The organism is Mesorhizobium sp. M7A.F.Ca.CA.001.10.2.1, assembly GCF_003998575.1.
Lineage (GTDB): Bacteria > Pseudomonadota > Alphaproteobacteria > Rhizobiales > Rhizobiaceae > Mesorhizobium.
The window spans coordinates 1-14895 of record NZ_RZQY01000076.1; the positions used below are offsets into that span (position 1 = coordinate 1).

Annotated in this window: 12 protein-coding genes; 5 read left to right on the top strand and 7 right to left on the bottom strand. The window is 63.4% G+C overall.

Features of this window, described 5'->3' with window-relative positions:
- The 4 genes from EN964_RS07675 to argH all read right to left on the bottom strand — a co-directional run.
- Positions 1-872: threonine/serine dehydratase (locus tag EN964_RS07675; protein WP_164775755.1), on the bottom strand; the 872-nt coding region annotated here is incomplete at its 3' end.
- Between the two features lie 39 nt (positions 873-911).
- Positions 912-2180, bottom strand: a complete 1269-nt coding sequence (lysA, locus tag EN964_RS07680; RefSeq protein ID WP_127272539.1) for a diaminopimelate decarboxylase — start codon at positions 2178-2180, stop codon at positions 912-914.
- Positions 2181-2243: 63 nt separating this feature from the next.
- Entirely contained in the window at positions 2244-2450 is a 207-nt protein-coding gene (locus EN964_RS07685) for a lipoprotein (RefSeq protein ID WP_023811112.1), read from the bottom strand.
- 141 nt (positions 2451-2591) lie between these two features.
- Complete coding sequence (gene argH, locus EN964_RS07690; protein ID WP_127271598.1) at positions 2592-3992, bottom strand: argininosuccinate lyase; 1401 nt, start codon at positions 3990-3992, stop codon at positions 2592-2594.
- A gap of 35 nt (positions 3993-4027) precedes the next feature.
- Between argH and EN964_RS07695 the strand changes: the two genes are divergently transcribed.
- Positions 4028-4717, top strand: a complete 690-nt coding sequence (locus tag EN964_RS07695) for a TlpA disulfide reductase family protein (RefSeq protein WP_127272540.1) — start codon at positions 4028-4030, stop codon at positions 4715-4717.
- Between the two features lies 1 nt (position 4718).
- On the opposite strand, the gene EN964_RS07700 is transcribed toward EN964_RS07695, so the two are convergent.
- A complete protein-coding gene (locus EN964_RS07700) occupies positions 4719-7151 on the bottom strand; it encodes an EAL domain-containing protein (protein ID WP_127269633.1) in 2433 nt (810 codons plus the stop codon).
- Between the two features lie 359 nt (positions 7152-7510).
- Between EN964_RS07700 and ugpB the strand changes: the two genes are divergently transcribed.
- The 4 genes from ugpB (at position 7511) to EN964_RS07720 (ending at position 11833) form a co-directional block, all read left to right on the top strand.
- Entirely contained in the window at positions 7511-8821 is a 1311-nt protein-coding gene (gene ugpB / locus EN964_RS07705; RefSeq protein ID WP_127269634.1) for a sn-glycerol-3-phosphate ABC transporter substrate-binding protein UgpB, read from the top strand.
- Positions 8822-9015: 194 nt separating this feature from the next.
- On the top strand, positions 9016-9900 hold the full coding sequence (gene ugpA, locus EN964_RS07710) for a sn-glycerol-3-phosphate ABC transporter permease UgpA (protein ID WP_127268503.1): 885 nt from the start codon (positions 9016-9018) through the stop codon (positions 9898-9900).
- Between the two features lie 9 nt (positions 9901-9909).
- A complete protein-coding gene (gene ugpE, locus EN964_RS07715) occupies positions 9910-10758 on the top strand; it encodes a sn-glycerol-3-phosphate ABC transporter permease UgpE (RefSeq protein WP_127268504.1) in 849 nt (282 codons plus the stop codon).
- A 7-nt stretch (positions 10759-10765) separates the two neighbouring features.
- Positions 10766-11833 carry a sn-glycerol-3-phosphate import ATP-binding protein UgpC gene (locus EN964_RS07720; protein WP_127268505.1) on the top strand — a complete coding sequence of 356 codons (1068 nt, stop codon included), beginning with the start codon at positions 10766-10768 and terminating at the stop codon, positions 11831-11833.
- 127 nt (positions 11834-11960) lie between these two features.
- Here the strand turns inward: EN964_RS07720 and EN964_RS07725 are convergent, their stop codons facing one another.
- Together EN964_RS07725 and EN964_RS07730 are read right to left on the bottom strand one after the other, a co-directional pair.
- Complete coding sequence (locus tag EN964_RS07725) at positions 11961-13043, bottom strand: ABC transporter ATP-binding protein (RefSeq protein ID WP_127268506.1); 1083 nt, start codon at positions 13041-13043, stop codon at positions 11961-11963.
- Entirely contained in the window at positions 13040-14620 is a 1581-nt protein-coding gene (locus EN964_RS07730) for an iron ABC transporter permease (RefSeq protein ID WP_127328001.1), read from the bottom strand. Before EN964_RS07730 ends, EN964_RS07725 begins: the two co-directional genes overlap by 4 nt.
- Positions 14621-14895: the final 275 nt, after the last annotated feature.

Genomic DNA, 14895 nt, shown 5'->3' on the forward strand with positions numbered 1-14895 from the left:
TAGCGGCCCGACAGGACCGCGGCAAAGGCGGCGGCGCCACCCGGCTCGGAGATGATGCGGGCCCGGTTCCACAGCGCCTTCTGCGCGGCGATGATGTCGTCGTCACTGACCAGGATCGAGCGTTCGACAAAGGCTTCGGCAATCGGGAACATCATTTCGCCGACGCGCTTTGGCGCCAGCGAATCGGCGGCGATACCCTCGGCCGGCGCGTCGACGGGGTGTCCGGCCTCGAAGGCGCGATGAAGCGTCGGCGCTCCTTCCGGCTCGACGGCGATGATACGGATGCGGCCGGTAAACCAGGCAGCGATGCCGCCGATCAGGCCGCCGCCGCCGACAGCGACCAGCAGCGTGTCGATCTTAGGCAAATCGCTCTCGATTTCGAGCCCGAGCGTGCCCTGGCCGACGAGCGTTTCCTCCTGGTTGAAGGCATGGATCTGCAAGGCGCCGGTCTCCTCGGCGAACCGTTCGCTGGCCGCCAGCGCCTCGGCGTAGCGGGCGCCGCCGACGATCAGTTCGGCGCCGTAGGAGCGGATTCGCTCCAGTTTGGCTGGCGGGCTCACTTCGGGAACGAAGATGGTCGCCTTGTGGCCGAGCCGCATGGCGGCATAGGCGACGGCCGCGCCATGGTTGCCGCCCGATGCCGCTACGACACCGGCGTCGGGAACCGGCCGCTCCAGGAGATTGGTGAAGGCGCCGCGCGCCTTGAACGAGCCGGAATGCTGCAGGCATTCGAGCTTCAGGTCGACGGCCAGCGGCGGCTGATCGAAGTCGGCCATGTCGACGCGCAGCACCGGCGTGTGCCTGATATAGGAGCGGATGCGCGGTTCCATCGCGGCAATGCGCTCGCGTGTGACGGTGATGCCGTTCGTCATGATTGCTCCCTGGGACGGGTAGGTGTGTTTCCGGCGCTCCTATGCAAGCCAGTCGGGCATCGAATCCAGCCCAATCAGGTCGTCATAGGTCGGGCGTGGGCGCACGATGTGGAACCGGTCGCCGTCGACCAGCACCTCCGGCACCAGCAGGCGGGTGTTGTAGGTGCCGGCCTGCACCGCGCCATAGGCGCCGGCGGTGGAGACGGCAATCAGGTCGCCGGCCTTCAGCCTGGGCAGATCGCGGTCCAGGCCGATATAGTCGCCGGTCTCGCAGACCGGGCCGACCACGTCGACCATCATGCGCGGCGTGTCGGCCGGCGGCTGCACGACCGGACGGATGTCGTGGAAGGCGTCGTAGAGCGTCGGCCGGATGAGATCGTTCATGGCGGCATCAACGACGAGGAAGTTCTTGGCGTCGCCTTCCTTCACGAAAATCACTTCCGAGACGAGGATGCCGGCATTGCCCGATATCAGCCGGCCAGGCTCGAACATCACCTTCAGCCCGAGCTTGGTGACATGCTTCCTGACGATCTGGGCATAGGCGTCGGGCAGCGGCGGCGGGTTGTTGTCGATGCGGTAGGGAATGCCGAGCCCGCCGCCGACATCGATATGCTCGATGGCATGGCCGTCCGCCCGCAGCGCGCCGACCAGATCGACAAGCAGGGCGAAGGCATCGTCGAAGGGCTGCAGCTCGGTGATCTGGCTGCCGATATGGGTATCGATGCCGGTGATCCTGATGCCGGGAAGCTTTGCCGCGCGGGCATAAACCTGCCGCGCCCGCTGCCACGGGATGCCGAACTTGTTCTCGGCCTTGCCGGTGGAGATCTTCTTGTGGGTCTTGGCGTCGACGTCGGGATTGATGCGCAGCGAGATCGGCGCCACCTTGCCAAGGGCGGTGGCTCGCGCCGACAACAGCTCGAGTTCAGGCTCGGATTCGACGTTGAAGCAAAGGATGCCGGCGGCAAGGGCAAAGTCCATTTCGCGCGCGGTCTTGCCGACGCCCGAAAACAGGATCTTGCCGGCCGGAATGCCGGCGGCCAGCGCCCGGCGCAATTCACCTTCCGAAACCACGTCGGCGCCGGCGCCGAGCTTGGCCAGCGTCCGCAGCACGGCCTGGTTGGAATTGGCCTTCATGGCGTAGCAGACCAGCGCGTCGAGCCCGGCAAAGGACTGGGCAAACACCCGGTAGTGCCTGGTCAGGGTCGCCGTCGAATAGCAGTAGAATGGCGTGCCGATCTGTGCGGCGATGTCGGGGATCGCCACGTCCTCGGCATGGAGCACGCCGTCGCGGTAGTCGAAATGGTTCACGAGAGTGGTTCCGGAAGTTGGGGCGCGATGAGATCGGGTTGAAAGGCCCGGCTCTCGTCGGCTCTAGATCAGCGGGTCGAGGATGAATTTCTTGTCCTTGACCGGTTTTTCCGGCTCCGGCGGCACGGGCTGGTGGGCCTTTGAGGCATCCTTGCGCGCCTGCACGGCCGCCTCATAGGGCGTGTCGAGAGCGCCCCTCCTGCCGCAGGCCGAAACGGCCGCGATCGCAACCAGCAGCGTCAGCGTCACCAAAATCCTGCTTCCGGTCATCGATCCATCCGTCCGAAACGTTTGTCAGCCGCCGCTTTTAGCCGAGTTCTCGGCGCATTGCACCCCGGATATTGCTCGTCGCAATATCCGAGATATTGCCCGTCGCAATATCCGAGATATTACTGCTCGCAATATCCGGCATTACGCTTTCGCCAGCCGCTTTTTCCAGGCGCGGATCTGCTTCCTCACTTCCGACGGCGCCGTGCCGCCGAAACTGGTGCGGCTCTTGACCGAGTTCTGCACCGCCAGCACCGAAAATATGTCGGCCGTGATGCCGGAATTGATCGCCTGCAAATCCTCCAGTGAAAGCTTCTCCAGCCCCACCTTCCTGTCTTCGGCCAGCGCCACCGCCCGGCCGGTGACATGATGCGCCTCGCGGAACGGCAGGCCGAGCGTGCGCACCAGCCAGTCGGCAAGGTCGGTTGCTGTCGCGTGGCCGGAGCCGGCGGCCTTCTTCATCGCGGCCGCGTTGACCGTCATGTCCGAGACCATGCCGGTCATCGCCGCCAGCATCAGGTCGAGCGTCTCGGCGGCGTCGAACACCGATTCCTTGTCTTCCTGCATGTCCTTGCCATAGGTCAAAGGCATGCCCTTCATCACCGTCAGCAGGCCGACCAGATGACCGGTGACGCGGCCGGTCTTGCCGCGCACCAGTTCGGCGGCATCGGGGTTCTTCTTCTGCGGCATGATGGAGGAGCCGGTGGAAAACGAGTCCGACAGCCTGACGAAGCCGAACTGCGGCGTCGACCAGATGATGATCTCTTCGGCCAGCCGTGACAGATGCGTGGCGCAGATCGCCGCCACGCCGAGGAACTCGAGCGCGAAATCGCGATCCGAGACGCTGTCGAGCGAATTGCGCATCGGCTCGCGGAAGCCGAGCGCCTTGGCGGTCCGGTGGCGGTCGATCGGGAAGCTGGTGCCGGCAAGTGCGGCGGCACCGAGCGGGCTTTCATCCATCCGCTCGATCGCATCGCGCACGCGCGACAGGTCGCGCGAAAACATCTCGACATAGGCCATGCAGTGATGGCCGAAGGTCACCGGCTGGGCCGCCTGCATATGGGTAAAGCCCGGCATCACGGTCGCGGCATGCTCCTCGGCCCGCTCCAGCAGCGCCTCGATCAGCCCTTTCAACGCCTCGGCGACGCGAAAGCATTCATCCTTGACCCACAGCCGCAAATCGACCGCGACTTGATCATTGCGCGAGCGGGCGGTGTGCAGCCGGCCGGCCGCCGGGCCGATCAGATCGGCGAGGCGCGCCTCGATGTTCATGTGGATGTCTTCGAGCCGTGTCGAAAACTCGAAGCTGCCGGCCTCGATCTCTTTCAGGATCGTGTTCAGCCCGTCAGCGATTTTTTCTTGGTCGGCCGCCGAAATAATGCCCGTTTGCGCCAGCATCTCGCTATGGGCGATCGAGCCTTTGATGTCCTGCGCATAGAGTTTGCGGTCGAAGGAGATAGACGCGTTGATCGCTTCCATGATCGCGGCCGGACCCGAGGCAAAACGTCCGCCCCACATCTGGTTGCTGGTTTTCTTGTCGCTCATGGCTATAACCCGTGCTTCGGAGCAGTTTTGAGAAAATGGCAGACGGTAGTAGATTCTTCCCGGCCCCGCGCCTGATCCTCGCCGCCTTGGTGGCGGGCGCGCTGGCGGGCGCGGTCGCGGTATATGTCAGCGAGAGCCGGTCTGGCAACAATGCACCGGCACAAGCTGCCATGGGTGACAGCAGGGACGACGTGACCTGCGCGGCCAAGAGCGACCGCGCCAAGAAAGTCGTGGCGTCGGCCACCGGTGAGGTTGCGGCACTTTTGCCGGCCGATCCGCCTCAATCCCTGAAGAGCCTTGCCTTCAATGGTCCGGACGGCAAGCCGATGACGCTTGCCGATCATGCCGGCAAGACGGTGCTGCTCAATCTGTGGGCGACATGGTGCGCGCCGTGCCGTGCCGAAATGCCGGCGCTCGATGCGCTGCAGAAGGAAAAGGGCAGCGACTCCTTTGAAGTGGTCGCCGTCAACGTCGATGCCGGCGACGATGTGAAGCCGAAGAAGTTCCTCAGCGATACCGGCGTCGCGACGCTCGGCTATTACCGGGATTCGACGATGACGCTGTTCAACGACCTCAAGAAGCGCGGCTTGGCGCTAGGCCTTCCCGTCACCATGCTGATCGACGGCGAGGGCTGCCTGATCGCCCACATGAACGGCCCGGCCGAATGGTCGGGGCCGGACGCCAGGCGGCTGGTCGAGACGGCACTCAAGCCCGAGAGCCTGTAGTCTAGCGTGTGGCTAGCGCGGGTGCGGGCGCGAAGGCCAGAACGCTTCTGTCGCGCAGGCTGGCGGGTTTGCTGCCGACAGCGGGTGCGACGACGCCGGTCAGATCGCCGAATTCCTCGATGAGAGCCGGCTTGCCGATATAGTAGCCCTGGCCGATCTCGCAGGCTTCGGCGTCCAGGAACTTCAGTTCGCCGAGCGTCTCGACACCCTCCGCCAGAACCGGCAGGCCGAGCCCGCGTCCAAGTCCCAGGACGGCGCGCACGATCGCCGCGACCTGGCCGTTCTTGTCGACGGACTTGATGAATGAGCCATCGATCTTGATCTTGTCGAAGGGAAAGGCGCGAAGGTTGGAGAGCGAGGAATAGCCGGTTCCAAAATCGTCCATGGCGACGCGCACGCCCAGCGCCTTGACCTGCCGCAAGGTGGCCAATGCCCGCGGCATGTCCTTGACAAGCGCCGTCTCGGTGATCTCAAGCTCGAGCCTGCCGGGCGCCAGGCCGGAATTCAGCAAGGTTTCGTGGACCTTGCGGCTGAAATTCGTGTTGTGGAGCTGCACCGCCGAAACGTTGACGGCCACCGTCAGCGGATTTTCCCAGCGGGCGGCTTCCTCGCAGGCGGCCGTCAGCACCCATTCGCCAATCTGGCCAATGGCGCCGCTGTCTTCGGCGACCGGGATGAATATGCTCGGCGAGACGTCGCCGCGCGTCGGATGCCGCCACCGGACCAGCGCTTCGAAACCGACCATCTTCCCGCTGCTGATCTCCTTCTGCGGCTGATAGACGAGGTAGAACTCCTGGCGTGCGACCGCCTGGCGCAGTTCGTGCTCCATCACGCGCTTGTCGCGGGCCTCGGCCCCCATCGAAGCTTCGAAATAGCGGTAGGTGTCCTTGCCTTCGGTCTTGGCCCGGTAGAGCGCGGTATCGGCGTGGCTTATCAGGCTGGCCTGGTTTTCGGCATCCGATGGATAAAGCGCAATGCCGATGCTGGCCGACACCAGGCCGCCGCCGACCGAGAGCCGGTTTTCCTCGCGCATGGCGGTCAGCACGGCGTTGGCGATACGGCCCGCCTCCAACGGGTCGGTCAGGTTCGGCGCGATGATGGCGAACTCATCGCCGCCCAGCCGCGCCACCATCTGTCCTTGGCGAAGAATGCCGGTAACGCAGTGCGCAACCTTCTGCAGCATGGCGTCGCCCGCGCCGTGCCCATACAGGTCGTTGACCTCCTTGAACCGGTCGAGATCGAGCAGCAGAAGCGCAAGCTGGCCGCCTTTCCTGGTCCGGCCCATCGCAGCGATTTCCGTCTCCAGCCGGCCGGAAAAGCTGCGGCGATTGGCCAGTCCGGTCAATGGATCGAAATGGGCAAGCCGCAGGATCTCCTGTTCCGCCTTCTTGCGCTCGCGAATGTCGCGGACCGCGACCACGTTGTGAGGCTTGCCACAATAGTCGATGCTCCTGGCGATCAGCTCGACAGGAATGCTCGTGCCATCGCGGCCGCTCAATTCGGCCTCCTGCGGCTGTTCGCCGAAGCCCGACATGTCGGATCCGAAGAGATCGCCAAGCTGCATTCCGTTCAGCGTCGCTGTTGCGATGCCCGTCAATGTCGCCATGCTGTCATTGGCACTGATGATGCGGTGGCCGTCGCAGACGATCAGCCCCTCCACGGCGGCATTGGCCAGGCCGTGCATGCGGTCTACCTCGAGCTTCTGGCGACGGAAGCGCAAATCGATCCACAGCGCCGATGCCGACAGAACCAGGATCACCAGTGTGGCGGCGGCGGCCGCAAAAGCCTGCGAGGTCGGCTCGATCGTATATTCGGATATGACGATCGAGGGATCGGGGAAGATCGAGACGGCACCCATACCGATGAAATGCAGGGTGCAGATTGCCAGCGTCAGCAGCACCGCGCCGCCGGATGTCGCCTTCAAGGAGGGACGGCGCTGCACGACACGCAGCGCCAGCGCCGCGAGCGTCACGCCGGCCAGAAGGGAAACGGCGACAAGCAACAGGTTCCACTCGATGCGGCCCTGAACCTCGAACGCCGCCATACCGATGTAGTGCATGGCCGCGATACCGCCGCCCAGCACGGCGCCGCCGACGAGATGATAGTCGAACTCATTCCGCAAGGTGGCGATCCACATGCCGGCTGCCGTCAGAGTGACCGAAGCAGCGAGCGAAAGCACGGAAAGTGCGGGATCGTAAGCACTGGGTATGCCCGGTGTGAATGCGAGCATGGCGATGAAGTGCGTTGCCCAGATGCCGAAGCCGGTCGAAGTGGCCGCGATCATCAGCCAGGCAAGCCGGTTCCGATCGGTGGAGCGGCTTATGTGATGAAGCAGGTTGACGGCAGAGAAACAGGAAATTCCGCAGATCAGCGCGGCGAGTGCGACCAGTCTCAGATCGTGTTCGTTGACGATACAATTGTAGACCGTCAGCATTTTATTTCACCTGATCTTTGGAAATAAACAGGGCAGCAGGATTGAGTAGCGCGTTGCCGTTGAGGGATCGATAAAGTCGCCTGCAACCTTGGCGTGTCTCTTCGGGTTGCAGCGGCTGCAATCAAGGCTGCCACCCCGAAAGGCAGCTTGGCAGTTCCGACGGTGGTTCCTGGCGCTTGTCGTCGCGCTAAGCCGGCTAACCGTGTGGCTTTCCATGCGTCCAAGCGGAGGCGAGGTGGCGTGAGGTAAAGGGGTGAAGTTCGTCGATCTGCAACAAAACCGTTGTCTGATTGTCATGAGCGACACATATTGCCTTTGCGGGAGTGCCCCTTTCGCCAATGACAAACGGGAGATGAAACATGAAGTCCTTCGGCTTCGCGGCCGGTGTTGCCGCCACCTTTATGCTGCTTTCCTCAACCTCCGCTTTTGCTGTCACGCAGATCAGTTGGTGGCACGCCATGACTGGCGCCAATGCCGAAGTTGTCGACAAGATCTCCAAAGATTTCAATGCCAGCCAGAGCGACTATGAACTCGTTCCGGTGTTCAAAGGCACCTACCCCGAGACGCTGAATGCCGGCATCGCCGCCTACCGTGCCGGCCAGGCGCCCGACATCATGCAGGTGTTCGACGTCGGCACCGGCGTGATGATGGCAGCCGAAGGCGCAATCAAGCCGGCAGCCGATGTGTTGACCAGCGCTGGAATGACCTTCGACAAGAGCCAGTATCTGCCAGGCATAGTCGGCTATTATTCGAAGCCGGACGGCACCATGCTCTCTTTCCCCTATAACTCCTCCTCGCCGATCCTTTATTACAACAAGGATATCTTCAAGAAGGCTGGTCTCGACGTCGACAGCCCACCCAAGACCTGGAATGAGGTGTGGGAAGACGCCAAGAAGATCAAGGCGAGCGGCGCGGCCGCCTGCGGCTACACCTCGACCTGGCTGACCTGGATCCATCTGGAGAATTTCGCGGCCTGGAATGACGTGTCATGGGCCACCCAGCAGAACGGTCTGGCCGGCGGCGATGTCGAGCTCAAGATCAATGCGCCGATTTTCGTCAACCACTTCCAGGCGCTGGCGGACCTCGCCAAGGACGGCACCTTCAAATATGGCGGCCGCACCTCCGAAGCCAAGCAGATCTTCCTCGCCGGCGAATGCGGGATCATGACCGAATCCTCCGGCGGCCTTGGCGATATCGTCAAGTCCGGCATGAATTACGGCATCGGCCAATTGCCCTATGACAGCGACGCCAAGGGCGCACCGCAGAACACGACGCCGGGTGGCGCCAGCCTGTGGGTTTTCGCTGAAAAATCCGACGAGGAATACAAGGGCGTCGCGGCCTTCTTCGCCTACCTGTCGAAGACCGAGGTGCAAGAATACCTGCACCAGAAGTCGGGTTATCTGCCGGTAACGCTTGCCGCCTATGAAGCGACCAAGAAGTCCGGTTTCTATGACAAGAACGTCGGTCGCGAGACCCCGATCCTGCAGATGACGGGTAAGGCGCCGACCGACAATTCCAAGGGCGTACGTCTTCCGAACCTGCCGCAGGTGCGCGATATCCAGAACGAGGAGTTCGAAAAGATGCTCGCCGGCCAGCAAACCGCGCAGCAGGCGCTCGACAATGCGGTTACGCGTGGCAATGCGGCGATCAAGGAAGCGCTGGGGAATTAGAGCGAGCGCAGGTCCTTGCTCTACGGCGCATCCACCTGTCCTGCCAGGCATCTCCCCTCGGCGAGGGGAGTTTTGCCGTCCCTTGCGATTTCGCCAACGGTCGATGATGCCCAATCCGAAACGCTCGTCAAAGCCATCTTGGCGAAGAGGGATGCTACATCGTGCCGCCCGCCTCATCACCTCGGAGTGGCTCCATGACCCCTCGCGTCGTGTTTCCCAACAAGATCCTTCCCTACCTGCTGGTGGCGCCGCAACTGGCCATCACGCTCGTGTTTTTCTACTGGCCGGCCGGTCAGGCGTTCTACCAATCCATGCTCAGGCAGGATCCGTTCGGACTGAGGACCAAGTTCGTCTGGTTCGCCAATTTCAGGAAAGTGCTTGCCGATCCGGCCTACCTGAACTCGATCAAGGTCACGGTGGTGTTTTCCCTTGCGACCGCCATCGTCGCCATGTGCGTGGCGCTCCTGCTTGCGGTCATGGCAGAGAAGGTGGTGCGCGGCAAAGGTCTCTACCGCACGCTCTTGATCTGGCCCTACGCGGTGGCGCCGGCAATCGCCGGTATGCTGTGGCTGTTCCTCTTCAACCCGTCGATCGGGTCGCTGGCCTACATGCTGAGAAGTTTCGGCATCGCCTGGGATCCACTGCTCAACGGCACCCAGGCCATGATCCTGCTGGTGTCCGCCGCTGCCTGGAAGCAGATCAGCTACAATTTCCTGTTCTTCGTCGCCGGCCTGCAGGCGGTGCCGAAAGCCTTGATCGAGGCGGCGGCCATGGACGGCGCCGGCGAGACCAAGCGATTCTGGACCATCGTCTTCCCGCTGCTTGCGCCGACGACCTTCTTCCTGCTGGTCGTCAACACCGTCTATGCCCTGTTCGACACGTTCGGCATCGTCCATGCCGTCACCGGGGGCGGTCCGGGCAAGACGACTGAAACGCTGGTCTACAAGGTCTACAATGACGGCTTCGTCAATCTGATCCTCGGTGACTCGGCGGCGCAGTCGGTCATCCTGATGGTCATCGTCATCTCGCTCACGGCCATCCAGTTCCGCTATGTGGAACGCAAAGTCCATTACGGCTGAGGGCGAGCGATGATCGGCCAGTCACCGCTCCGCACCGTCATCGCCCACGCCGTGCTGATCCTCGGCATATTGATCGTTGCTTTCCCGATCTACTACACGTTCGTTGCCTCGACGCAGACGCTGCAAACGATCCTCAGGCCGCCATTGCCGCTCCTGCCCGGCGATCAGTTCTGGAACAATTACACCGAAGCGCTGTTCGGCGGTGTCGGCCGTATCGGCGGCGTCAGCGTCGGCAGGCTGCTGCTCAACACGACGATCATGGCGCTCGGCATCGCGGTGGGAAAGATCTTCATCTCGATCCTGTCGGCCTACGCGATCGTATTTTTCCGCTTTCCGCTGCGCATGACCTTCTTCTGGCTGATCTTCATCACCTTGATGCTTCCCGTCGAGGTGCGCATCCTGCCGACCTACAAGGTGATGGTCGATCTCGGCATGATCGACACCTATGCCGGCCTGATCATCCCGCTGATCGCCTCCGCCACCGCCACATTGCTGTTTCGACAGTTTTTCATGACCATTCCAGGTGAGCTGGTGGAGGCGGCGCGTGTTGACGGTGCGGGGCCGTGGCGCTTCTTCTTCGATATCCTGTTGCCGCTGTCGCGGACGAATATCGCGGCGCTGTTCGTCATCCTCTTCATTTATGGCTGGACGCAGTATCTGTGGCCGTTGCTCGTCACCAACAGCAGCAACATGAACACGATCGTCATCGCGCTCAGAAAGATGGTCTCCTTCGCCGATGCCGATACGCAATGGCACCTGGTCATGGTTACAGCGATGCTGGCCATCGTGCCGCCGATCCTGGTCGTGGTGCTGATGCAACGCTGGTTCGTTCGCGGCCTGGTCGATTCCGAAAAGTGAGAAGCTGATGGCGACCGTCGATCTGAAGGATGTGAAGAAGGTCTATCCCAGCGGTTTCGAGGCCGTGAAGGGCGTTTCAATCGCAGTTCCCGACAGGCAGCTTTGCGTGCTGGTCGGCCCATCGGGTTGCGGCAAGTCCACGCTGCTCAGGATGATCGCCGGGCTCGAAACCATCTCCTCGGGAACAGTTGCGATCGACGGCAAGATCGTAAACTCAATCGGTCCGACCGAGCGGGACATCGCCATGGTGTTCCAGAACTACGCGCTGTATCCGCATATGAAAGTCTACGACAACATGGCCTATGGGCTGCGCAACCGCGGCACGCCGAAAGATGAGATCGACAGCCGGGTCCGCGCGACGGCGAAAATACTCGAACTTTCGGCGCTGCTCGACCGCCGTCCGCGCGAGCTTTCCGGCGGCCAGCGCCAGCGTGTCGCCATGGGTCGTGCCATTGTGCGCAACCCGAGGGTTTTCCTGTTCGACGAGCCGCTCTCCAATCTCGATGCCAAATTGCGTGGCCAGATGCGCGTCGAGATAAAGAACCTGCAACGCTCGCTTGGCGTCACGTCGGTCTATGTCACGCATGACCAGCTCGAGGCGATGACGTTGGCCGACATCCTCGTCGTCATGAACGGCGGACTGGTCGAGCAAATGGGGGCGCCGCTCGACATCTATGAAAGGCCGGCCTCGACCTTCGTCGCTTCCTTCATTGGCGCGCCGCCGATGAATCTCCTGGCACTGACCGAAAGCGCCTCGGGCGCGGTGCTCGCAGACGGCACGGCGATCGCTTTCGCACCTCGGGAGGCAAGAGCTGCGACCCTCGGTTTTCGGCCCGAGGATGCCGACGTCACCTTCAATGCGGAGGCGCCGCCCGGCGCCCTCGTCCTGCCGGCGCTGGTCGAGGCAGTCGAACCGGTAGGCGCCGAAAGTTTCCTTCACTGTGCGGCAGGCGGCAACCGTATCGTCGTGCGTGTCGCGGGTCGCGCCACCGCCACGGTTGGCAACCAATTGCGCGTGGTTGCCAAGGCAGAAAAGCTGCACTGGTTCGATCAGGCAGGAAAGCGCGTCGGCTAATCCAAAAGATGCCCAGAGCGTTTCACCGTTTCACGGAAACGGCGAGCTGCTCTAACTCTTTGTTTTGACGCAATTCCAGACGGAAAACCGCTTCACAGTTTCCTAGAATTGCTCCAGCATACGGTGTTCAGGCGAAGACATGCGCCTTTCCCGATACGGTCAGCCGGACGATCTCGCCGACCGCCGGCGCGTCCATGCCCGGTTTGCGCAGGACCAGCGGCGTGTTGCCGATCGCGGCCGCATCGGGCGGATCGGCATTGTTCAAGAGCCGCACCGCGACCGTGCACATCGAGCCGGCGAATTCGGATTCCGTCACTTCGCCGAACAGCATGTCCGAGGTGCCGGACATGCCCTCGCGCGACGTTCTCTTCAGCGCGATCTGCTCCGGGCGAAGCATGATACGGGCGATATCGCGGCTGTCATTGGTGTCGACCGCGATGCGGCCGAGGGGCGAGTTGGCGAATCCATCCGATATCTTGGCCGGCAGGATGATGGCGTCGCCAAGGAATTCGGCGATCATCCTGTCCTTCGGCTTGAGATAGAGCTCGCGCGGCGTCCCGATCTGCGAGAACTTGCCGTCGCGCATCACCGCGACCTGGCTGGCGAAGGACAGCGCCTCGGCCTGGTCGTGCGTCACCAGGATGGTAGTGATGCCGGCAGCTTCCAGAAGCTCGGCCACCGCCTTGCGCATCGAGGCGCGCAGGCCGGTATCGAGTGCCGAGAACGGCTCGTCGAGCAGCATCAGCCGGGGCTTCATCGCCATGGCGCGAGCCAGCGCCACGCGCTGCTGCTGGCCGCCGGAGAGCTCGTGCGGGCGGCGCTTGAGGATCGCCTTGTCCAGCCCGACGATATAGGCGAGCTCGACGATGCGCTCGGTGCGCTTGTCCTCGCCGCGACCCATGCCGAAACCGATATTGTCGCCAATGGTCAGATGCGGAAACAGGGCACCATCCTGCGCCACCACGCCGATGCCTCGCCGATATGCCGGCACCGCAGCGCCGCCATTGGCCAATATCGTACCGTCGAGCGTGATGTGCCCCTGGTCCGGCGCCTCGAAGCCGGCAATCAGCCGCAGCAGGGTCGTCTTGCCGCAGCCGGAAGGACCGACAATCGCCGTGCGGCTGCCGCTGGCGACGTTCAGGTCGACGCCGGCAAGGGCGGCCACCGGGCCGTACTGCTTGTGCAAGCCACCGATTTCGAGAAAGCTCATCGTCCGGCCATCCGTTTCGACTGGACATAGAGCAGCCAGGTCAAGGGCAGCGACATCGCCACCATGATGAAGGCGTAAGGTGCCGCGGAGGCATAATCAATCTCGCCGCTGTAGGACCAGAACGCCATCGCCAGCGTGCGGGTGCCGTTCGGCGCCAGCATCTGGGTGGCGGTCAGTTCGTTCATGATGCCGAGCGCCACCAGCGCCATGCCGGCCGCGGCACCCGGCGCCGACAGGCGGATCGTCGTCGACCACAGCGCCTGCAGCGGCGGGCGGCCGAGGCTGGAAGCGGCGCGTTCGAGCTCGACCGGTGCCTGCGCGATCGACGCCCGCAGGCTGACCAGCGCGCGTGGCAGGAACATCAGCGCATAGGCCACCAGGATGGTGAACAGGGTCTGATAGAGCGGCAGCGCGATGCGCACCGTGATGGTGACCAGCGCCAGTGCAATGACAACCCCCGGCAACGAGCCGACAATGTAGTTGCAGCCCTCCAGCAGGCGCTGCAATGGCCCCGGGGCGCGGATCGAGATCCAGGCCATCGGCATGGCGGCGACGGTGGCGAGCAAGGCGCCGGCGAGCGCCAGGAACAGCGTCTGGCCAAGCGCCAGGCCGATCTCGTCCAGGCGCCAGACAGCGGCGCCGCCGGCGACAAGCCAGCCGCCGATGGTGACGAACGGCACGCCGAGCGCCAAAAGCGTGGTGACGACAAGCAAGAGCAGGCTCGGAATGGTGGCGCGCCCGAGGCTTGCGCGTTGCTGATGGCGCGCCGCACCCGAGCCGACGCGGGCATAGCGCTCCTCGCCGCGCACCAGCACTTCGAGGCCGAGCAGCACGAAGCAGCAGCTGACCAGCACGCCGGCCAGCATGTTGGCGGCCGGTCCATTGAAGGTCGACTGGAACTGGTCGACGATCGCCGTGGTGAAGGTGTCGAAGCGGATGAAGACATAGAGGCCGTACTCGGCCAGCAGATGCAGGCCGACCAGCAGCGAGCCGCCGCAGATGGCGAGCCGCAATTGCGGCAGCACGACCCGCCAGAACACGCGTCGGGGTCCAAGGCCGAGTGCGGCGGCGGCGTCCTCGAGGGCGGGATCGAGACGGCGCAATGCCGCCGACACCGGCAGATACAGGAACGGGAAATAGGCGATAACGGAAACCAGCACGCCGGCCCACAGGCCGTGCAGTCCCGGCACCATGGTGATCCAGGCGTAGCTGTGGACGAAGGCGGGGATGGCGAGCGGCGCCACGCACAGCCAGGACCAGATCCGGTCGCCCGGCAGGTCGCTGCGCTCGGTCAGCCAGGCCAGCGCAACCGACAGCACGATGGTGATCGGCACCGAGAGCGCGACCAGCAGGACAGTGTTGACCAGAAGCTCGCCGACACGCGGCCGGAAGACCAGCGCCGCGACGGTTTCCCAGCCGGTCTGCACCGCGATCCAGATGATGAAGGCGAGCGGCACCAGCGCCAGCAGCGCAACGAAGATGGCGGCGAGGACCAGCCAAAGCGGTGCGCGTCGCCGGGCCCTTCGGCCTGTGCCCGAAGGCAGGCCCGAACGCGCGAGATCGACCGCGGACTGCATCAGGTCAGACGCCGTGCCGTTGCCGTCCAGCGGCAGCAATTGAAGGACCGCGATCGCGGTCGGGAACACAGCGTGTCGTCATCGACGAATGCCATCTCGAAAAACAAAATCACTCCCGCGGAAGGCGAATTCCCGCGGGAGCGTGGTCGGGTGTCCTTTTAGGACGAATGGCAACTAAAGCAAGCCGGCTGCCGTCATCAGGTCGGTGACCTTCTTGGAGTTCAGCGTCGTGGCATCGACCTTCGGCGCCTGCAGATCGGCGAGCGGCACAAGCT

What these genes read in the sequence shown, in the direction of transcription:
- EN964_RS07685 (WP_023811112.1), bottom strand. Translation starts at nt 2,450, where the DNA reads ATGACCGGAAGCAGGATTTTGGTGACGCTGACGCTGCTGGTTGCGATC.
- argH (WP_127271598.1), bottom strand. Translation starts at nt 3,992, where the DNA reads ATGAGCGACAAGAAAACCAGCAACCAGATGTGGGGCGGACGTTTTGCC.
- EN964_RS07695 (WP_127272540.1), top strand. Translation starts at nt 4,028, where the DNA reads ATGGCAGACGGTAGTAGATTCTTCCCGGCCCCGCGCCTGATCCTCGCC.
- EN964_RS07700 (WP_127269633.1), bottom strand. Translation starts at nt 7,151, where the DNA reads ATGCTGACGGTCTACAATTGTATCGTCAACGAACACGATCTGAGACTG.
- ugpB (WP_127269634.1), top strand. Translation starts at nt 7,511, where the DNA reads ATGAAGTCCTTCGGCTTCGCGGCCGGTGTTGCCGCCACCTTTATGCTG.
- ugpA (WP_127268503.1), top strand. Translation starts at nt 9,016, where the DNA reads ATGACCCCTCGCGTCGTGTTTCCCAACAAGATCCTTCCCTACCTGCTG.
- ugpE (WP_127268504.1), top strand. Translation starts at nt 9,910, where the DNA reads ATGATCGGCCAGTCACCGCTCCGCACCGTCATCGCCCACGCCGTGCTG.
- EN964_RS07720 (WP_127268505.1), top strand. Translation starts at nt 10,766, where the DNA reads ATGGCGACCGTCGATCTGAAGGATGTGAAGAAGGTCTATCCCAGCGGT.
- EN964_RS07725 (WP_127268506.1), bottom strand. Translation starts at nt 13,043, where the DNA reads ATGAGCTTTCTCGAAATCGGTGGCTTGCACAAGCAGTACGGCCCGGTG.
- EN964_RS07730 (WP_127328001.1), bottom strand. Translation starts at nt 14,620, where the DNA reads ATGCAGTCCGCGGTCGATCTCGCGCGTTCGGGCCTGCCTTCGGGCACA.